The organism is Pelagibacterium xiamenense, from assembly GCF_021166475.1.
Taxonomy (GTDB): domain Bacteria; phylum Pseudomonadota; class Alphaproteobacteria; order Rhizobiales; family Devosiaceae; genus Pelagibacterium; species Pelagibacterium xiamenense.
The window spans coordinates 130,137-149,282 of record NZ_JAJOYS010000002.1 but is presented as its reverse complement, the minus strand read 5'-3'; the positions used below and the strand labels follow the sequence as shown (position 1 = coordinate 149,282).

General features: G+C 62.0%; 21 protein-coding genes. 4 read left to right on the top strand and 17 right to left on the bottom strand.

From position 1 onward, the window contains the following. Positions 1 to 45 precede the first annotated feature (45 nt). Positions 46 to 1,287, bottom strand: a complete 1,242-nt coding sequence (gene sbmA / locus LSG43_RS08710; RefSeq protein ID WP_231803163.1) for a peptide antibiotic transporter SbmA — start codon at positions 1,285 to 1,287, stop codon at positions 46 to 48. Positions 1,288 to 1,731: 444 nt separating this feature from the next. On the opposite strand from sbmA, the gene ttcA reads away from it, so the two are divergent. Beyond that, complete coding sequence (gene ttcA, locus LSG43_RS08705) at positions 1,732 to 2,595, top strand: tRNA 2-thiocytidine(32) synthetase TtcA (protein ID WP_231803161.1); 864 nt, start codon at positions 1,732 to 1,734, stop codon at positions 2,593 to 2,595. Continuing rightward, positions 2,592 to 3,404, top strand: coding sequence for an inositol monophosphatase family protein (locus LSG43_RS08700; protein ID WP_231803159.1), 813 nt, complete (start codon positions 2,592 to 2,594; stop codon positions 3,402 to 3,404). Before ttcA ends, LSG43_RS08700 begins: the two co-directional genes overlap by 4 nt. 9 nt (positions 3,405 to 3,413) lie before the next feature. On the opposite strand, the gene LSG43_RS08695 is transcribed toward LSG43_RS08700, so the two are convergent. Continuing rightward, complete coding sequence (locus LSG43_RS08695) at positions 3,414 to 3,740, bottom strand: rhodanese-like domain-containing protein (RefSeq protein WP_231803157.1); 327 nt, start codon at positions 3,738 to 3,740, stop codon at positions 3,414 to 3,416. A 102-nt stretch (positions 3,741 to 3,842) separates the two neighbouring features. On the opposite strand from LSG43_RS08695, the gene LSG43_RS08690 reads away from it, so the two are divergent. Next, positions 3,843 to 4,286: a MarR family winged helix-turn-helix transcriptional regulator gene (locus LSG43_RS08690; RefSeq protein WP_304622648.1), complete on the top strand. Its 444-nt coding sequence runs from the start codon at positions 3,843 to 3,845 to the stop codon at positions 4,284 to 4,286. Here the strand turns inward: LSG43_RS08690 and LSG43_RS08685 are convergent. The 12 genes from LSG43_RS08685 to purC all read right to left on the bottom strand — a co-directional run bounded on the left by LSG43_RS08685 (position 4,283) and on the right by purC (position 16,112). Continuing rightward, positions 4,283 to 5,521 (bottom strand): multidrug effflux MFS transporter, encoded by a 1,239-nt coding sequence (locus LSG43_RS08685; RefSeq protein ID WP_231803155.1) that lies wholly within the window; start codon positions 5,519 to 5,521, stop codon positions 4,283 to 4,285. The two genes, LSG43_RS08690 and LSG43_RS08685, sit on opposite strands and share 4 nt — an antisense overlap. Before the next feature lie 114 nt (positions 5,522 to 5,635). Then, a complete protein-coding gene (locus LSG43_RS08680) occupies positions 5,636 to 6,874 on the bottom strand; it encodes an MFS transporter (RefSeq protein WP_231803153.1) in 1,239 nt (412 codons plus the stop codon). Positions 6,875 to 6,982: 108 nt separating this feature from the next. After that, positions 6,983 to 7,984: an alpha/beta hydrolase gene (locus LSG43_RS08675; RefSeq protein ID WP_231803151.1), complete on the bottom strand. Its 1,002-nt coding sequence runs from the start codon at positions 7,982 to 7,984 to the stop codon at positions 6,983 to 6,985. Between the two features lie 84 nt (positions 7,985 to 8,068). Continuing rightward, complete coding sequence (grxD, locus tag LSG43_RS08670; protein WP_231803149.1) at positions 8,069 to 8,404, bottom strand: Grx4 family monothiol glutaredoxin; 336 nt, start codon at positions 8,402 to 8,404, stop codon at positions 8,069 to 8,071. A 661-nt stretch (positions 8,405 to 9,065) separates the two neighbouring features. Next, positions 9,066 to 9,695, bottom strand: coding sequence for an HAD-IA family hydrolase (locus LSG43_RS08665; protein ID WP_231803147.1), 630 nt, complete (start codon positions 9,693 to 9,695; stop codon positions 9,066 to 9,068). Then, entirely contained in the window at positions 9,695 to 10,006 is a 312-nt protein-coding gene (locus LSG43_RS08660) for a DUF6665 family protein (RefSeq protein WP_231803145.1), read from the bottom strand. The genes LSG43_RS08665 and LSG43_RS08660 overlap by 1 nt, the downstream gene beginning before the upstream one ends. Before the next feature lie 26 nt (positions 10,007 to 10,032). Further along, positions 10,033 to 10,266: a BolA family protein gene (locus LSG43_RS08655; protein WP_231803143.1), complete on the bottom strand. Its 234-nt coding sequence runs from the start codon at positions 10,264 to 10,266 to the stop codon at positions 10,033 to 10,035. A gap of 53 nt (positions 10,267 to 10,319) precedes the next feature. Continuing rightward, positions 10,320 to 12,530 (bottom strand): phosphoribosylformylglycinamidine synthase subunit PurL, encoded by a 2,211-nt coding sequence (purL, locus tag LSG43_RS08650; protein ID WP_231803141.1) that lies wholly within the window; start codon positions 12,528 to 12,530, stop codon positions 10,320 to 10,322. A gap of 282 nt (positions 12,531 to 12,812) precedes the next feature. Continuing rightward, positions 12,813 to 13,490, bottom strand: coding sequence for a phosphoribosylformylglycinamidine synthase subunit PurQ (purQ, locus tag LSG43_RS08645; RefSeq protein ID WP_231803139.1), 678 nt, complete (start codon positions 13,488 to 13,490; stop codon positions 12,813 to 12,815). Between the two features lie 123 nt (positions 13,491 to 13,613). Beyond that, positions 13,614 to 14,699 carry an acyltransferase family protein gene (locus LSG43_RS08640; protein WP_231803137.1) on the bottom strand — a complete coding sequence of 362 codons (1,086 nt, stop codon included), beginning with the start codon at positions 14,697 to 14,699 and terminating at the stop codon, positions 13,614 to 13,616. A gap of 339 nt (positions 14,700 to 15,038) precedes the next feature. Further along, positions 15,039 to 15,281, bottom strand: a complete 243-nt coding sequence (gene purS / locus LSG43_RS08635) for a phosphoribosylformylglycinamidine synthase subunit PurS (protein ID WP_231803135.1) — start codon at positions 15,279 to 15,281, stop codon at positions 15,039 to 15,041. A 66-nt stretch (positions 15,282 to 15,347) separates the two neighbouring features. Beyond that, positions 15,348 to 16,112, bottom strand: coding sequence for a phosphoribosylaminoimidazolesuccinocarboxamide synthase (purC, locus tag LSG43_RS08630; protein ID WP_231803133.1), 765 nt, complete (start codon positions 16,110 to 16,112; stop codon positions 15,348 to 15,350). Between the two features lie 286 nt (positions 16,113 to 16,398). On the opposite strand from purC, the gene LSG43_RS08625 reads away from it, so the two are divergent. Beyond that, positions 16,399 to 16,725, top strand: coding sequence for a DUF1476 domain-containing protein (locus LSG43_RS08625; protein WP_231803131.1), 327 nt, complete (start codon positions 16,399 to 16,401; stop codon positions 16,723 to 16,725). Between the two features lie 68 nt (positions 16,726 to 16,793). Here LSG43_RS08625 and LSG43_RS08620 read toward each other — a convergent pair whose 3' ends face one another. The 3 genes from LSG43_RS08620 to purB form a co-directional block, all read right to left on the bottom strand. After that, positions 16,794 to 17,345 (bottom strand): RBBP9/YdeN family alpha/beta hydrolase, encoded by a 552-nt coding sequence (locus LSG43_RS08620; protein ID WP_231803129.1) that lies wholly within the window; start codon positions 17,343 to 17,345, stop codon positions 16,794 to 16,796. Between the two features lie 63 nt (positions 17,346 to 17,408). Then, positions 17,409 to 17,822, bottom strand: coding sequence for a GNAT family N-acetyltransferase (locus LSG43_RS08615; RefSeq protein WP_231803127.1), 414 nt, complete (start codon positions 17,820 to 17,822; stop codon positions 17,409 to 17,411). A 6-nt stretch (positions 17,823 to 17,828) separates the two neighbouring features. Beyond that, complete coding sequence (gene purB, locus LSG43_RS08610; RefSeq protein ID WP_231803125.1) at positions 17,829 to 19,133, bottom strand: adenylosuccinate lyase; 1,305 nt, start codon at positions 19,131 to 19,133, stop codon at positions 17,829 to 17,831. Positions 19,134 to 19,146 lie beyond the last annotated feature (13 nt).

Sequence of the window (19,146 nt, the reverse complement as noted above, 5' to 3'; positions counted from 1 at the left end):
AGCTTATGGAAAAGGCCGCCCGGTTGGGCGGCCTTTTTTGTTGGATCAGGCGACGGCCTCGTTCCAGTCGGCGTCGGGGTCTTCGAGGTCGGCCGGGATGTGGCTTTCGAAGGCCCGCAGGCGCTTGTAGACCGAGATCAGTTCGATGATCGTGGTCCAGGAATTGACGAGGTACTGCAGGGAATTTTCCACGCGGTCGAAGGCGTTTGAGACCTGCTGGTAGACGCCCAGGGTGATGGCGCCGGCGACGATGGCGGGGCCAAGCGCGATCAGCGTTACGAAGTTGGCGCCCTGGAGGTAGGCGTAGCGCACGATGTTGAAGTAGAGGTAGTGCTTGTAGAGTCGGAAGTAGTTGCGCTGGACGGCCTGGAAGAATTCGCGGAACGAGACGGGGTCGGCGCGTTCAGCATTGTCCTCGCCATAGACGAGTTCCTTACGCAGCGCGGCCTCGACCTTCTGGTTCTCGAATTCGAGGCCCGGCAGCCGGTAGCCGGCGAGGGCCAGAACTACCGTTCCGAACATCGCGGACATCAGCGCGACAAAAACGAGACCGCCATCGACGTCCCCGAGTATGGGTAGCGTGCCCACCTGCTCGGACAGGCTGTAGAGCAGCGGCAGGAAGACGATCAGCGTGATCATCGAGCCGATGAAGGAGGTGCCGAGACCCTGCACGATCGAGGCGAAGCGCATGGTGTCTTCCTGCACGCGCTGGGCCGCGCCTTCGGTGAAGCGCAATTCCTGCCAGAAGCTCATGTAGTAAAAGCTCATGGCGCGCCGCCAGCGGAAGACATAGTGCGCGGCATAGAACGAGATGATCACGGAAACCATGATGTTGGGGATGAGGACAACCGAGACGGTGACCATCTCGCCGAAATACTGCCCCAGCGTGATGTTTCCGGGATTGGTCAGCGCTTCCTGCACGAGGTTGAAGAAGTCGCCATACCAGTCGTTGAGCCAGGCGCTGATCTGGACCTGGAAATAGATGAACAGGAGGATCGTGACCGAGCCGACGACGCTCCACCAGTACCAGTGATTGCGCTTATAGAAGAACCACGGAATGCAAAAGCCGTAAGCAACCATGACCACGTATTGGTAGAGCCAGATCCGGTCCGCGTTGAAAAAAGGCTCGGGATTGAATTCGGAGGGTTCGACTGCGAGCCATGCTCCGAGGCTGAGGACGGATTGCAATGCAGGGCCGGCCAAAAACCACAGGGCCAGGAAGAGCAGGAACCAGACGACGGCAGAGCCGAAGAACAGGCGCGGTACAGGGAAGAAGGAACGAAACACGTTAGCGTCCTCTTTGTGGTCGATGGGTGGAGAAACGCCCGGACGGCGCGTCACCGGTGCGAATAGCTAAGAGTCAGGGAGTAATTAAAGCAAGGCCTCCGCGGCGCTCATGAACGGGATTGTGACCCCGTGTGACCGAGGATTCATCGCTTTCGAGGCAAATTGCCCGCCGGAGATTTAATTCGCAACAAGATGGGAGCCATAGGGTCCGTGGTGTGCCGGAGCGCGCATTGGGAGCGGTTCCGGCATCGGGCAGAGGTTTCCTCTGGCTTCAAATGCGTCACCCAATGGATGGTTGTGTTCTCCCCCATGCGCCCCGGAGAGCGCATCCATCCTGCGGGGCTTTCTTCTTAAGGCGATAGCCTATATCAAGCCTGCGGGCAGCAATGCCCGGGGCTTTTTTTGTGCGCGGGGCGCTAGCAGCTGCGCGAGGGAGTGCGAACCATGAGCAGCGCCGAACCTCTTGTTCTCGACAATGACGATGCCAGCGGGCACAGCCTTTATCGCAATGCGCCGGGCGGGGTGGAATTCAACAAGTTGCGGAAGCGGTTGATCCGGCTCACGCGCGAGGCGCTCGAGGCCTATGGTATGGTGCGGCCGGGGCAGAAATGGCTCGTCGCGCTTTCGGGCGGCAAGGACAGCTACGGGTTGCTTGCCATCCTCATGGACCTCAAGTGGCGCGGGCTTCTGCCGGTCGAGATACTGGCGTGCAACCTCGATCAGGGGCAGCCGGGCTTTCCCAAGCACATCCTCCCCGAATTTCTTGACCGGCACGGCATTCCGCACCGGATCGAATATCAGGACACCTATTCGATCGTCACCGACAAGCTCCCCGAAGGATGCACGTATTGTTCGCTGTGCTCGCGGCTGCGGCGGGGGCATCTGTATCGTATTGCGCGCGAGGAGGGGTGTTCGGCGCTTGTGCTGGGGCACCACCGCGAGGACATTCTCGAGACGTTCTTCATGAACCTTTTTCACGGCGGCAAGCTCGCCGCGATGCCGCCCAAGCTGCTCAATGACGAAGGGGACCTCGAGGTTTTGCGGCCGCTGGCGTTTTGCGCCGAGGCCGACCTTGCCCGGTTCGCCGAGGCGCTCGAATTTCCGATTATTCCCTGCGACCTTTGCGGGAGCCAGGACGGGCTGCAGCGCAACGCCATGAAGGCGATGCTCGACGATTTCGAGCGCAAGATGCCGGGACGCAAGGACGTGATGATCCGGGCACTGGGCAATATCAATCCCAGCCACATGCTCGACACGCGCCTTTTCGACTTTGCCGGGCTGATGGCTCAGCCCAGGGGGACACAATGAATATCGAAAGGCTGGCGCACATCCTGCGCGACGCCGCGCGGCAGGAGATTATGCCCCGTTTCCGGCAACTCGAAGAGAGCAGCGTCGAGGCCAAGTCCCATCCCTACGATCTGGTAACCGAGGCCGACAAACGGGCCGAGATCGCCATTACGCAGGCGATTTCACAAGCCTCTCCGCATGTGAATGTAATCGGGGAGGAAGCGGTGGCGGCCGATCCTGGTCTGCTTTCGCAATCCCTCGAAGAGGGCACCACGATCTTTATCGATCCGGTGGACGGGACGTGGAATTTCGCGTCCGGGCTGCCGCTGTTCGCGGTGATGGCAGCAGTCGTTGAGCGGGGGGAAACCGTTTCGGGGGTGATTTACGATCCAGTGGGCGATGACTGGATGATGGCCGAGAAGGGATGCGGGACCTGGTATGTCCGTCCCGACGGCAAGCGGGCGCGTCAGAAATTTGCGCATGCCGTGCCTTTGCAGGAAATGGGTGGAGTGGCCTCGACATCCTATCTGTCGCAGGGTGTGCGCAGTACCGTTCTGGGCAATCTTGCGAAAGTGCAGATGTTTGCCGGCTATCGCTGTGCGGGACATGAATACCGGCTAGGGGCCGGAGGCCATTTGCATTTCATGATGTTCAACAAGCTGATGCCCTGGGATCATCTGGCCGGGGCGCTTATGATGGCCGAAGCCGGTGCGCATGTGGCGCGGTTCGACGGCTCGGCCTATCGGCCCGAGCACCATGACGGCGGACTTCTGATCGCGCCTGACGCAGAGAGCTGGAAGGTCCTGCGTCAGACGGTTTTCACGGTTTAGCCGACGGTCTCAGCGTTCGAGCTTGAGTCCGGCCTCGGACCAATCTTTCTTGCCGCCGGTGTAGACGGCGATGTTGGAATAGCCCAAGGCGGAGAGTTCGCTGGCGGCTTCATGCGAGTTTGCGCAGGTGTCGGACGCGCAATAGATCACGACCGGGGCGTTCTTGCGGGCCACATACGACTGCGCTGTGGCCACGACCTCCGCGGGCGGCATCATGATTGCCCCGGGCAGGTGCCCGTGGTCGAAATATTTCTTGTCCAGCGCTTCGAACACGATAGGCGGCTCCTTGCTCAGCATGGCCTGGGCGAGGTCAGAACGCGAAACTTCCTTGGTCATTATGATCTCCTTATGGTTGCAATTGCTATGATTGCATTTGCATATATAAGAACATGGACAATGATTGCAAGTGCAATTAAATGTGAACGGGAGAGGTGACCGATGACGGATAACGAACGACAGCGTCTGGCCTGGAGCCAGCTTTTGCGGACGCACGCGATGGCGTTGCGGGCGATCGAGGGAAAGCTCAAGGCGGCGGGGCAGCCGCCCCTGGCCTGGTACGATCTGCTCCTCGAGCTAGAGCGGGGCGGGGGCGAAATGCGCATTGGCGATCTTGCCGAGCGCCTCGTCGTCGAGCGCTACAACATGACGAGGCTGCTCGACCGCGTGGCGGGCGAGGGGCTTGTCGAGCGCAGGCCGGACCCGACGGACCGGCGTGGGGCGCTGGCAGTCATTACGGAAGCGGGCAGGGCAAAGCGCGCGGACATGTGGCCACACTACCGCGCGGCCATCGATTCGGAATTCTCCGATGCGCTAACAGGAGCGGATGCGGCAGCGCTGACCGCCGCATTACGCAAGGTGAAGGCGCGCTTGGCCGAAGGCTAGGCCGCCGACTTATAGGCGTCGCCCACGCCGAAGAGCCTGCCTTTTTCCGCGATGAGCACCAGCATCAGGGTCGTCAGGCCCAAGATGAAATAACCCGCAGCCACCGGCACCAGCGTTCCGTCGAATTGCTGGCCGATATAGGTGCCCAGCAAAGCGCCGCCGGCGGTCTGGATGAAGCCGAAGACCGAGGATGCGGTGCCCGCGACGTTGCCCAGCGGCTCCATGGCGAGCGCGTTCATGTTGGGCGCAGTCCAGCCGAACATGAACATGGCGGCGGACACGAGGGTGAAGAACATCCACAACGGTACATCGAGCGTCATCGCCAGGACGAGCCACAACAGGCTGAACGTTATGAAGCACAGCAGCGCACCATGCGCCAGCCGGCGCATGCCGATCTTACGCACCATGATCGAGTTGGTGTAGGACGACACCGACATGATGCCAGCGCCCGCCGCGAAGTAGATGGGGAACAGCGCGCCGGTCTCGTAAATCCCGACATAAATCTGCTGCGACGTCGAGATGAAGCCGAAAAGGGCGCCGAAAATGAAAGCGCCGCCGAGCCCGTAGCTCATGGCCGACACATTGCTGAAGACCAGCCGGAACCCTTCAATGACGGTTCCAAGGCGCAACTTGCGGCGGTTCTCGGGCGCGAGCGTTTCGGGAAGGCGCAGGAAGACCCAGACGAAAATCACGACCGCAAGTCCGGCCATGAAGAGGAAGATCCATTGCCAATGTCCTGCCGCAAGCAGGAGTTGGCCGACCGATGGCGCTACGACCGGCACGATCATGAAGACCATGAATACGAGCGACATGACTTCCGCCATCGCCCGGCCGCCGAACTTGTCACGCACCGCTGAAACCGCGATGACGCGGGTGCTCGCAGCGCCCAAACCCTGCACGAAGCGCATCGCGAGCAGCGTGCCGAAATTGGGTGCGACGACAGCAAGCGCAGCGGCGGTGATGTAGATCACCATGCCGACAAGAAGCGGGGGACGGCGCCCGAAACGGTCGGCGAGCGGGCCGAAGAGGAGTTGAGCGGCGCCGAAGCCAAGCATGTAGGTGCCCAGAACAAGTTGCGCTTCGTTTTCGCTGGCGACGCTGAGCGCCTCGGCCATGTTGGGCAGGGCCGGCAGCATGACATCGATTGCAAGCGCGTTGAGCGCCATCAGAGATGCGATCAGCGCAATGAATTCGGGGCGGGAAACGTCCCGCTTTGCAACAGCTGAAGTGGTCATTGGATTCTCGAACGGTTTTGGCCGGGTTGAGGCCCGGCCATTGAGATCGAACTCTGAACCCGTGCGTTGGCGAAGGCAACCCAAAAAACGTGCTCAGAGCATACAATATGCGATCTATTCGGCTGCCGTCTGCGCCGGGGCGAGGAAGAGCGGGGCGGGCCTTTCCTTGATCGGCAGGTGCACGAGTGCGGAGCCCAAGCCGATCATGATGCCGAGATACCAGACGAGGTCATAGTTTCCGGTGGCATCGAAGACAAAACCGCCGAGCCAGACGCCGAGGAACGAGCCGATCTGGTGCGAGAGGAAGGCGACACCATAGAGCATGCCCATATAGCGCGGGCCGAAGAAGAGGCTCACGAGGCCCGCGGTGGGCGGCACGGTGGCGAGCCAGAGAATGCCGAGAGTAGCCGCGTAGATATAGGTCGAGGCCTCCGTGATCGGCAGGAACAGGAAGGCCATCGTGCCGACGGCACGCAGGAAATAAATCGCCGACAGCAGGTAGCGCTTGGGCATGCGGTCGCCCAGCCAGCCCGCAAGAAGCGATCCGACGACGTTGAACAGTCCGATCAGTGCCAGCGCCCAGGAGCCGACTGCCGGGCTGAGGCCGCACTGGATCAGGAAGGACGGGAAGTGGACCGTGATAAAGGCTAGGTGGAAGCCGCAGACGAAAAAGCCGACCACCAGAAGCCGATACGAGCCGTGGCCGAGCGCCTTGGCGAGGGCCTGCATGAAGGGCAGATCGGCGCTGCCCGGTGCGCTTTCGGTGCGGCCGCGCAGGGTGATCGAAAGCGGCACGACGAGCAGGAGGATTGCGCCGAGATAGACGAGCGCCGTCTGCCAGCCGAACTGGCTGATGAACGCCTGACCGAGCGGCGCGAAGACGAATTGGCCCATCGAGGAGGCGGCGGTGGCGATGCCGAAGACGGTCGAGCGCTTCTCCGGCGGCACCGCTCGCCCAAAGGCGGCCATGACGATGCCGAAGGAGGTCGCCGCGATCCCGACGCCCATGATGACACCAGCCGAAAGCGTGAAGATCTCGACGCTGGGGCTGAAGGCGGCGAGTACCGCGCCTGCAGCATAGATCAGGCCACCGATGGCGAGCGTGCGGCCTGTGCCGTACCGATCGGCGAAACCGCCCGCAAAGGGTTGTGCCGCGCCCCAGATGAGGTTCTGGACCGCGAAGGCCATGGAAAAGCCCGTGCTCGACCAGCCGAGCTCGGCCGTCATCGGTGCCTGGAACAGCCCGGATGTCGAGCGCACGCCGAAGGTGATCATGGCGATGACGCACCCGGCCACGATGAGGATTGGCAGGGGAATGCGCAGCGGCGGGCGGGTGGCGGAAAGTGTCGACATCGGACCAGTCTCTTTTTATCGCCGATTGACGATAAATTGTAGGAGACGTGCTGCCAAACGAAAATGTCGAATGGCAGCCATCACGCCGACTGATGCTGTCATGGCCCCCTACTGGCCCGATGGAGCGGGCAGAGCCGTTCCCAGGAAGGTCAGGGTACGTTCAAGCACGGCCCTGCCATCCTCTTCATCGAGGTCGAATTGGTATTCGTGGGGAAGCGAGGGTTCGTGATCGGCGGGATAGAATATCGAATCCACCGAAACGCCGACCGATTCGAGCTTGTCGGCAAAGGCAACAGACTGCGACTCGAGCGGATCACCGTTTCCTGCCGTTATCAGGGTGCGGGGGAATTCCCCGGTCACATAATCGATCACCGACGCGCTGGCGACGCCGGGGTCATTCATGAAGTCCTTGGTGCCGGTATAGGCCCAAAGGACGGTGTGCAGGAACCACGAAAAACTGCCCTTCAAATTGACCTGTGCGAGGTCGTACGCGCCGCAAAAAAGCAATACGCCATCAAGCTGGCTGGCCTCGAGCGCCGGTGTGACGCCCATCAGCCGGGCATAATCGGGCGCGGTCACGATGTTGGCGATCTGGGCCGTGATCTGAGAGCCCGCCGAATCTCCGGCGAGTACGATGTTATCGGGGTCGACGTTGTATTCGTCCGCATTGGCCACAAGATGAGCCAGGGCCGCGTTCACCTGATGGACGGGAGTGGGATAGGTTGCGGTCGGTGCCGTGGTGTAGTCGAGGCCCACGGTTGTATAGCCATGACCCGCGAGAATCTTGAGGTAGTTGCCGACGCCTTCCTTGGAGCCGGCAACCCATGCGCCGCCATGCGTCCAGACTATCGTTGGCAGCGGGCGATCCGTACCCGCAGGGTAGTAAAGATCAAAAATCTCGTCCGATCCGTCACCATAGGCCAGATCCTGCCGCTCGGCGATGCCGGGCGGGACGTGCTTTTCGAGGGCATCCATGGCCGTGCGGTCGCCCTGGGAAAACACGTGGCGAATGATCAGTACCGAGGGCCACGGGCTGAACTGAAACGCCAGATAGACGACAAGTGCGAGCCCGGCGACGACACCAAGCGCTGAAATAATAAAGATTTTCACGGACGAGGCCCCCTAGGCAAACTTGAGCCGCAAGGTTAGCGTCACGAAGTGCCTGAGGGCAAGTCCGTGTGGCCGGGGCAGGCCTCAGGCGGTCTGCTTGACCGGAATGCCGGCGTTCTCGAAGTGGCTCTGGAGTTCGCCTGCCTGGAACATCTCGCGGATGATGTCGCAACCGCCGACGAATTCACCCTTCACGTAGAGTTGGGGAATGGTCGGCCAGTTCGAATAGTCCTTGATGCCCTGGCGCAGTTCGTCGCTTTCGAGCACGTTGGCGGAGTCGTACTCGACGCCGAGATAGTTGAGAATCTGCACAACCTGGCCAGAGAACCCGCACTGGGGGAAGTCCGGGGTGCCCTTCATGAACAGGAAGACGTCGTTGGACTTGACCTTCTCGTCGATGAAGTTGTTGATATCGCTCATGAAATTCTAACCTTTCTCACCCGGAGAGGAGACGGGGTTCATCGGTGTTTTCCGATAGATAGGGGATCGATAGGGCAATGTCGAGGGGCGGCGTGACGCTGAACCTGCTTCCTGGGCACGGTCGAGTGCCCGACGGTCGTGAAGCCTCGGTCTTTAGGGTAGGGCGGTATGCGGCGAGACGTGGCCTCATACTGGATAGTTATAGATAGCGAGGCACGCCTCGCCGCATACGTCCGGGATTTTCGGCTTATGGATACCCCGCCGGGGACGATCCCCTCCCTCTTTCGAGGGTATGGCGCGCTGATCCTGGCCCGACGCATCGGGGGACGTGTCGCCTTGGCGCGAGTGAGCACCCTTTGGGCCTCCGCTGGAGCGACCTCCATCGGACCCGAACCGGCCTGGCGGACAATCCCGGAGCGCCGCGGGATCAAATGGAACCTCGGCCCGGCCCCACGCATCCCGTCTCTCCAATCCTGCCCTCACCGGAAGCTCGTATGCATCCTCGCCCTTGGTGCGGCCGTGAGGAGAAGTATGGCATGGGGTTGGGAGACGGGGATAAGTTTGCGGCAAGGGCTACGATTGCTGACGAACCTTCCTCGATTGTCCGCGGGAGATGGCAGGTCGCGATCAGCCGAACAGGCGCTTTTTGCTCGTCGATGCTTCAGGTAATGCGCTCGGCGATCCAGGGGTGGCCCGTGAAATCCTCGAGATGGTTATAAAGCACGGCTTCCCATCCGAATTCACGTGCGGCTTCCACGACGGATGGGGCGTCGTCGAACATGAGCGGCTTTTCGTTGGAGGGCGGCAGGAGAGCGGCGGCCCGCTCGAAAAAGGCCGGGTCAGGTTTGGTGGCGCCGAGTCTTGCGGCGTGAAGAATGTCGGAGAAGATGTGCTGCAGCCCGAGAGTGTTCCAGAGATAGAAGGCGCGAATATCCTCTTGATTGGTCGCCAGGAAGAGGTCGGCGTCGCCGCTGGCGCGTAGCTGCTTGATGCGTTCGATCAACGGGTAGTTGAGCTGCGTGTCGCGCGTGAGCCAATACGAGATGATCGTCATGGGAGAGCCGGTATAGCCGAGCTCCGGCAGCGTTTCTTCCAGGGCCTTTACGAGGCCGATTTTGCCTGTCAGGACCTCTGGAATGAGCCGTGCGGCGATGAAATGCCGAAAGAAATCGTCCTTGGAGATGCCGAGATCGGCTTCGATATGTGTGTCCCAAGGGCGCCGCAAGTCTTCTCTGGCGTGATAGCCGTGCACGATCACACCATCGACATCGAACAGAACGTGCCGCGCCATTATCGCCGGACCATCCCCAGGCCGTTGAGCACTTCGCGGGGGATGTTGAACGCCGCAATCACGTCCTGATGACGCCTGAAGCCCACAAGCTCGCGTTGGACGAAATAAGCCCACACCGCCTCGCGTGCGTCGGCCAGAAGGGTGGGGCGGTCGCCATTTTCGGCGTGGAGTGCGGCCATGGTTTTTTGAACGCGCGCTTCGGCGGCGTTGAGCGAGGAGGCGCGCTCGGCGAGAATTTCGTGTTCGAGAACCGCCTGGCCGCCTTCGGGGTTCACGGCTTTGATGAGGTCGAGGGAGTCCCTTAAGGTCATCGGCGGTCCTCCTTTTGGGCGTGGCCCTAGTCGGGTACGCTCGTTTGCAGCGCGAGGGCGTGCAGTTTGCCGCCCATATCGCCCTTTAAAGCCGCATAGACGAGCTGATGCTGTTGCACGCGGGATTTGCCGCGGAAGGCCTCGGATACGACCGTGGCGGCGTAGTGATCGCCGTCGCCGGCCAGATCGCGGATGTCAACCTTGGCATCGGGCAGCGCCTTTTTGATGAGGCCCTCGATTTCGGCTGCATCCATCGGCATGTAAGGCTCCTTGAACTGTTCGCTGGTCGCGTTTTTGCCAAAACGCTCACTAACTAATTGATTGTAGCGCCCATAAAGGCCGGGAACCAGCCCTCGTAGGCCGCTGCAAGGTCTGCGACGGATATGGCGCGCGCGGCGCCGAGCTTCAAGGATTCGCCGCCCGTTTTGCCGATGCGGACTGCGGAAACCGGGGCCGACGCAATCACCTTTTCGGCATCTTCCGCCCTGACGGTGACGAGGTAACGGTTCTGGTCCTCGCCGAAGAAGGCGGCGACCGGGTTGCCATCAGCGGCGTCGATGGTCGCGCCGATTTTCCCCGCTATGGCCATTTCGGCGAGGCCCAGGCCGAGCCCGCCGTCCGAAAGATCGTGGACAGCGGTGGCCGTACCTTCGCGGATCAGCGAGAGGACGAAGTGACCGGTGGCCTTTTCGGCGTCGAGATCGACATGCGGCGCGGTGCCTTCGCGTCGGCCGTGGAGGTCGCGCAGATAGGCGGACTGGCCAAGATGCGTGCCCCAGCCTTCGGGGGCGCCGATGAGGAGGATGGCGTCGCCTTCAGTGGCGAACCCCTTGCGGGCCATATGCTTGTGGTCGGGGATCAGGCCGACACCGGCGATTGTCGGCGTGGGCAGGATGCCGCGGCCATTGGTTTCGTTGTAGAGCGAGACATTGCCCGACACGATGGGGAACTCGAGCGCGGTGCACGCTTCGCCGATGCCTTTGATGGCGTGGACAATCTGGCCCATGATTTCGGGGCGCTCGGGGTTGCCGAAATTGAGGTTGTCGGTGGCCGCCAGCGGTTCGGCGCCGGTCGCTATGAGGTTGCGCCAGCATTCGGCGACGGCCTGCTTGCCGCCCTCATAGGGGTCGGCTTCGCAGTAGCGCGGGTTGACGTCCGAGGAAAAGGCGAGAGCCTTTTGCGGATGGCCCTCAACCCGCACGACGCCGGCGTCGCCGCCCGGTGTCTGGAGCGAATTGCCCTGGATGAGCGTGTCGTACTGCTCGTAGACCCAGCGGCGCGAGGAATGGTTGGCGGAATTGAGGAGCCCCAGAACGGCGTCCGCGACGTCCATCTGCGGGACGGCGTCGGGCGCGATGGGTGCGGGCACGGTGGGAGCGACCCAGGGGCGGTCATATTCGGGGGCCTCGTCGCCCAACTCCTTGATGGGGAGATTGGCGACCTCGGTGCCCTGCCAGAGGACGCGGAAGCGCAAATCGTCGGTGGTCTTGCCGACGGTGGCGAAATCGAGCTCCCACTTTTCGAAGACCGCGCGGGCTTCGGCTTCCTTTTCGGGGTGGAGCACCATGAGCATGCGTTCCTGGCTCTCGGAGAGCATCATCTCGTAGGCGGTCATGTTCTCTTCGCGGACGGGGACCGCGTCGAGGTTCAGTTCGACGCCGAGATCGCCCTTGGCGCCCATTTCGACCGCCGAGCAGGTGAGCCCCGCCGCGCCCATGTCCTGAATGGCGATCACCGCGCCGGTGGCCATTAATTCGAGGCAGGCCTCAAGGAGGCGCTTTTCGGTGAAGGGGTCGCCGACCTGGACGGTCGGGCGCTTTTCCTCGATGTCGTCGCCGAATTCGGCCGAGGCCATGGTGGCGCCGCCGACGCCGTCGCGGCCGGTCTTGGCGCCGAGATAGACGACGGGGAGGCCGACGCCCTTGGCTTCGGAGAGGAAGATCTTGTCGGCGTCCGCCAGCCCCGCGGCGAAGGCGTTGACGAGGATATTGCCATTGTAGCGCGCGTCGAACTGGACCTCACCGCCAACGGTGGGCACGCCGAAGGAATTGCCATAGCCGCCGACGCCGGCCACCACGCCGGAGACGAGGTGCTTTGTCTTTTCGTGGTCGGGTTCACCGAAGCGCAGCGCATTCATCGCGGCGATGGGGCGGGCGCCCATGGTGAAGACGTCGCGCAGAATGCCCCCGACGCCGGTCGCGGCGCCCTGGTAGGGCTCGATGAAGCTCGGGTGGTTGTGGCTTTCCATCTTGAAGACGACAGCCTGTCCGTCCCCAATATCGACCACACCGGCGTTCTCGCCGGGACCCTGAAGTACCCGCGGGCCCTTGGTGGGCAGGGTCTTGAGCCATTTCTTCGAGCTTTTATACGAGCAATGCTCGTTCCACATGGCCGAGAAGATGCCCAGTTCGGTGAAGCTCGGCTCGCGACCGATGAGGTCGAGGATTTTCTGGTATTCCTCGGGCTTGAGGCCGTGATCGGCGACGAGCTGGGGCGTGATCTGGGGTTCGTTGGGGATGGTCATGAAGCGCAAGAACCGATGGGCCGGAGTGAGGATCAGGTTAGGGCCTGTTAACACTTATGGATAGGGGTTTGACGCGCCATAGTCCGAGCGACTTTCGTGGAAAATCCCGCGCCGTAGGCTGATGCCTGCAAACGGGATTTTTCGCGATAAGGGGCCGGACGATGGCGCGCCCGGAGGGTTTTGCATAAATCGCCCACTGCCGGCGCGTTTCGAACAGAACGGGGGCCAACCCCGCCCTGCTCGAAACGCTTGGCATTGAACGATTTATGCAAAATCAAACCCCTATCCATAAGTGTTAACAGGCCCTAGAAGCCCGGCGAAGATGCCGCGGCCGTCTTCGCCGCCATGGGCGGGTTCGATGAGGTTTTCCGGGTGAGGCATCATTCCGAGCACGTTGCCTTTGGCGTTGGTGATGCCCGCGATATCGTTGATCGAGCCGTTGGGGTTGGTGTCCTCGGCGTAGCGGAAGACCACCTGGCCGTTGTCTTCGATGGACTTCAGCGTTTCGGCGTCGGCGAAATAGTTGCCGTCATGGTGCGCGATGGGGCAGCGGAAGACCTGGCCCGATGCGTATTCTTTCGAGAAGGGCGTATTGGCGTTGGCGACCGAGAGCTTGACTTCCTTGCAGACGAATTTGAGCGACGCGTTGCGCATCAAAACGCCGGGGAGGAGGCCGGCTTCGGTGAGGATCTGGAAGCCGTTGCAGACGCCGAGGACGTGGACGCCTTTTTCGGCGCGCTCGCGGATCGTGTCCATCATGGGCGAGCGGGCGGCAATGGCGCCGGCGCGGAGATAGTCGCCATAGGAAAAGCCGCCGGGGATGACGATCAGGTCGACATCGGGGAGTTCGGCATCCTTGTGCCAGACGACGACAGGCGGGGTGCCGCCGATCTTTTCGAGCGCCGTGACCATGTCGCGGTCGCGATTCAAGCCGGGAAAGACGACGACGGCGGACTTCATCTCGCGTGGCCTCTTGCATGCGGGGAATGGCGGATGCGGGCCTTTTCGGGATTTTGCGCGCAAAAGGCAAGGGGGTTGTTGGGCTTTCGCACCAACAACCCCCTTATTGGCTCCAAATTCGCGCTATTGGGCTGGCTGCGGCCGGGCAGGGGTGCCCCAGCGGCTGCCCGGGGCGCCGGGGATGTGAGCCCAGGCGGGGCGCTCGAAGAGGAATTTGCCGAAGCCGGTCCTGCCGATGATCCAGTAGAGGACCAGCGGGCTCGCGACCGCGACGAAGAGGACGGCGAGGCTTGCGATGCCGGCGTCGATGTTTGGCATTACCCGGAGCAGGATCGTGCGGAAAACGCCCATGGGGATGACGAAGCTGAGGTAAATGACGATCGAGTTCGCGCCGACCCAGCGCAGCCACGCAAAGCGGGGTGTCTTGGCGAGGAGGACGGCTGTGGTGCAGACCGCAAGGGCGCCGGCGACGGCAAGGGCGAAAGTCGCGCCGGGGACATCTGCGACGCCGATGGTGACGAAGCCGGGGGCGAACACGTGCCCGGGTGCGAAGACGAGGGCGGCGTTGGCAATGGCCCAGAACACGAGGCCGGCCAGCGCAATCGCCGGGCGTTTCCCGATCTCTTCAGCAAAACGCATGATCCCGGGGGCGCCGGCGTAGCCGAGGTAGAAGAAGACGAAGTAGTGTGCCGTGTAGTTGAGGATCGCGACCGGGGTTTCGACCGGCGCGATCGACACCGCGGCGGCCGCGGCGAGGGCCGCCCAGTGGGGCACCTTGAACTGCCACAGGAGCTTGGCGATCAGCCCGAAAACCGCGAGCGCGTAAATGAACCAGAGGACCGAATAGGGGTCGTAAACGGCGGTGCCGAGGGTGGCGAGGGTGCCGGAGGGATCGCGGTCGATCATCAGATGCTTGAACAGTATGATGATGACGGCCCAGAGGACGTAGAAATAGAGGTAGTGCACGATGCGCCGGTCGGCGAAATGACGCCAGGGGCGGGCGATGACCGCGCCCAGGAACAGCCCGGAGATGAGGAAGAATTCGGGCATCCGGAAGGGGGTCGCGAAGGCGAGGACGTAGTGCATGAAACCGGTCTCGCCGGTATCGTTACCCACGCCATAGGTCGAGTGCATCATCACCACGAGGATGATCGAAAGGCCCTTGGCGATGTCTACCCAATCGAGGCGGGGCTTTTGTGCGGCTGTCATTTTCGCGTCCCTTGCGCAGTCCGGCGTGTGGCAAATGCGGGACTACTCATAGCATTCGCCGGTAAACTTGCGCGGGTGGGAAGCGGTTATGGTGAACAGGGACCGTTAAGCCGGCCACGAAAAGCAAAAGCCGGAAGTGTGACTTCCGGCTTTGCATGGGGACGGGACGTCCCGGATTATTCTTGTGCCCGTCAGGCCGGCACGGTCCCATAGGCGGCGACCATGATCCCCAAGGCTGCAAAGAACAAGAGGGACAGGGTGGCGGTTTTCAGCATTTAGTCACAACTCCTCGGGCGCGCCGAACAGAGTTCGCGCGGCATTTAGTTTAAGGTTTAGAGGTTAACCGATAATCTCGATGTCGAAATTTTCGATGACAGTGTTGGCGAGCAGCTTCTCGCACATGCGCCGGATTTCCGTCTCGGCGGCGAGCGCGTCTGCAGCCTCGAGTTCGAGATCGAAGACCTTGCCCTGGCGGACGGACTGGACGCCTTCGAAGCCCTGGCCCACGAGAGACCCTTCGATGGCCTGGCCCTGAGGGTCGAGGACGCCGTTTTTCAAGGTGACGATGACACGGGCTTTCATGGTTCCGGTTTTCTTCCCTTGATTGATTTTTCTGCGCTCTTGAATGTTCGGAAGCGCTCTTGTTGGCTACTGGACCAGCCGGGGGCCGGTGGTGAGTGCGTTGTCGGCCTCGACGAGTATGCCCAGGCGCTGCGCAACCTCGCGATAGGCATCGACGAGCCCGCCGAGGTCCTCGCGGAAGCGATCCTTGTCGAGCTTGTTGCGGGTCTTGACGTCCCAAAGCCGGCAATTGTCGGGCGAGATCTCGTCGGCAAGGACAATGCGCATCAGGTCGCCCTCATAGAGACGCCCGCACTCGATCTTGAAGTCGACGAGCTGGATGCCGACGCCCATGAACAGGCCGGTGAGGAAGTCGTTCACGCGCACGGCGAGCGCCATCACGTCGTCGAGCTCCTGCGGGGTCGCCCAGCCGAAGGCGGTGATGTGCTCTTCGGAGACCATGGGGTCGTTGAGCGCATCGTCCTTATAGTAGAACTCGATGATGGAGCGGGGGAGCTGCGTGCCCGATTCGAGCCCGAGGCGCTTGCACAGCGAGCCGGCGGCAACGTTGCGTACCACGACCTCGATGGGGATGATCTCGACTTCGCGGATCAACTGTTCGCGCATGTTGACGCGGCGGACGAAGTGGGTCGGAATACCCAGCTGATTGAGCTTGGAGAAAACGAACTCGGAAATCCGGTTGTTGAGGACGCCCTTGCCGTCGATGATTTCGTGCTTGGCGCCGTTGCCGGCGGTGGCGTCGTCCTTGAAGTGCTGGATCAGCGTTCCGGGTTCGGGGCCCTCGTAGAGGACCTTGGCCTTGCCTTCGTAAATCTTGCGGCGACGGTTCATTTCACCTGTCCGTTGATGATCCGGTCGTGGATCGGGCAATCTGTGGAATTGGGCGCACTCATGCGCCTTTTTGCCCTTAAAATGCAAGCCCCATGATGGTGGCGGCGACGTTTTCGGCGGCATTGATACAGCGATTCCATGTCCTGTTGGGCAAAAACTCGGGCGGACTGCAGGCAAGGTTAATCGCTGCGGCATTACCGGCGTTGATTTGCGAAAGAGAACCGCATATTGCACACTCGTAATGCAAACGACCGCGCCCGCGCGGTTCGACATCGGGAGCAAGGGTATGTCCAGCTTTGAGGAACGCGAACGGGGCGAGGAAGCCAAATTCGCCCACGACGCCAATCTGCGGTTCAAGGCCGAGGCGCGGCGCAACAAGCATCTGGCGTATTGGGCCTGCACGCATTTGGGCGTCGAGGATGCCGATGCGCGCGCCAATTATGTCGCCGAGATCATCGCCGTGGACATGACCGAAGCCGGTCCCGAGGATGTCGTGCGCAAGATCCTCGCGGATTTCGAGGAGAAGGGCGTCGATATTTCGGACAAGGACATCCGCGCCAAGGTCGCCGAGTTCGATGCGCAGGCGAAAAAGGAAATTCTTTCCGAGGCGTGATCGCGCCATTTCCGCGAATGGAAAAACCCCGCGCCGGCCGGCGCGGGGCTTTTTTGTTCCCGAACCGGTCAGATTCGGCTCATCAGCCGGGTGAACATCAGCAGCCCCTCGGGCCAGGGGCCGTGGCCGGACTCGGTGTTGATGTGGCCCATCTCGCCAGCGATGTGGAAATCCGAGCCCCAGCAGCTTGCGAATTCGGCGGCCCGTTCCACGGTGCAGTAGGGGTCGTTGCTGGAAGCCACCAGCATCGAGGGGAAGCGGAGCGGATCGCGGGAGAGGTTCTTGAAGGGCGCTGTGGCCTCGGGCACGTTCGGGTGCTCGTCCACATCGGGCGGGGCAACGAGGAACGCGGCCTTCACCTTGGTGTCGGCGAGGCGCTGGCTGGCCGCGACGATGGCGGGCACGCCGAGCGAATGGCCCACCAGTACGACGGGGCGGGTCGCCATCATGATCTCCTTGTGGAGCGTCTCCACCCAGTCCTCGAGGGTCGGATTGTCCCAATCGTCCTGCTCGACGAAGCGGGCCGTGCGGATTTTTTCCGCCCAGCGGCGCTGCCAGTGGCCGGGGCCGGAATGCCCGAGGCCGGGAACGATGAGAATGTCGGCGTCAGCGGTTTTCATGAAATCTTACTTGGGCGAAATCGGCCGGACGCGCAAGTGGCGCGCGCGTGGCGGCCAGTGGGTCTAGTCGAGCTTTTGTGGGGCGATCGTCATCGCATTTCCAGAGCCCCTAAAGCCAAGCGCGTTGTAAAAGCCGACGGCATCCTCGGCTGCAAAAAGGTGTAAGGTCATGACCTCGGGGGCAGCGTGGCGGACCTCCTTCAAGGGGCGACGACCGATCCCCTGGCGTTTTACACTTTCCGCCACCCCTAGATCGGCACAGTAGCAGCACGCCGCGAAATCGGTGATGCATCGTGCGATACCAACGATGCCACCAGAGTCGTTTCGAGCTACCACCACGATGTCCGATCCTCGCAGCACGCGCTCGAGGTGTGGCAGATCGTGAATTGGCCGTTGCGCGCCCAAGCCTGAGGACTTGAGAATATGAACGAACTCGCTCACGGAGAGATTCGGTTCGAGCGCGTAAGTGACTGCCATGGAATCCTATTCGCCAAACACCCGCCTGAAAATCGTGTCCACGTGCTTCAAATGGTAGCCGTCGTCAAAGCTCGCGTCGATCTGCTCATCGCTGAGCTTTGCCGAAACTTCCGGGTCGGCCTTGAGGAAATCCGGGAATTTGCCCTCGCCCCGCCAGACCTTCATGGCGTTGCGCTGGACGGCGGCGTAGCTTTCCTCACGGCTCATGCCGGCCTGGGTGAGGGCCAGCAGGAAGCGCTGCGAATTGTGAAGGCCGCCGAGCTTGTCCATGTTGGCTTTCATGTTCTCGGGGTAGACGACGAGATTTTCGACAACGTTGGTCAGCCGCGCGAGCGCGAAATCCAGGGTGACGGTGGCGTCCGGGCCGATCATGCGTTCGACCGAGGAGTGGGAAATGTCGCGCTCGTGCCAGAGGGCGACGTTTTCGAGCGCCGGGGTCACCATGCCGCGCACGATGCGGGCGAGGCCGGTGAGGTTTTCCGTCAGCACCGGATTGCGCTTGTGCGGCATGGCCGAGGAGCCCTTCTGGCCCTTGGAGAAGAACTCTTCGGCTTCAAGGACCTCGGTGCGCTGGAGGTGGCGGATTTCGGTGGCCAGCCGCTCGACGGACGAGGCGATGACGCCGAGCGTGGCGAAATACATCGCGTGCCGGTCGCGGGGGATGACCTGGGTCGAGACGGGTTCGATCTCGAGGCCCATCTGTTCGGCGACGTATTCTTCGACCGAGGGGTCGATGTTGGCGAAAGTGCCGACGGCGCCGGAAATCGCGCAGGTGGCGATTTCCTTGCGGGCGGCCACGAGGCGGTCGCGGCAACGGGAAAATTCGGCATAGGCCTGGGCGAGCTTGACCCCGAAGGTGGTCGGCTCGGCGTGGATGCCGTGGCTGCGGCCGATTGTGATGGTGTTCTTGTGCTCATGAGCGCGCTTCTTGAGCGCGGCGAGGAGCGCATCTATGTCAGCAAGCAGCAGGTCCGACGCACGGGCGAGCTGGACCGAGAGCGTCGTATCGAGCACGTCGGACGAGGTCATGCCCTGGTGGACGAAGCGGGCTTCGGTGCCGACGATTTCAGAAAGGTGGGTGAGGAACGCGATGACGTCGTGTTTGACCTCGCGCTCGATCTCGTCGATCCGCTCCACGTCGAAGGTCGCGTTTTTGCCCTTGGCCCAGACGGTTTCAGCGGCCTCTGAGGGGATGACGCCAAGCCTGGCCTGCGCGGTGGCAGCGTGGGCTTCGATTTCGAACCAGATCCGGAACTTGGTCTCGGGCGACCAGATGTCGACCATTTCTTTGCGGGAATAGCGCGGGATCATGGGGTTAGTGGAC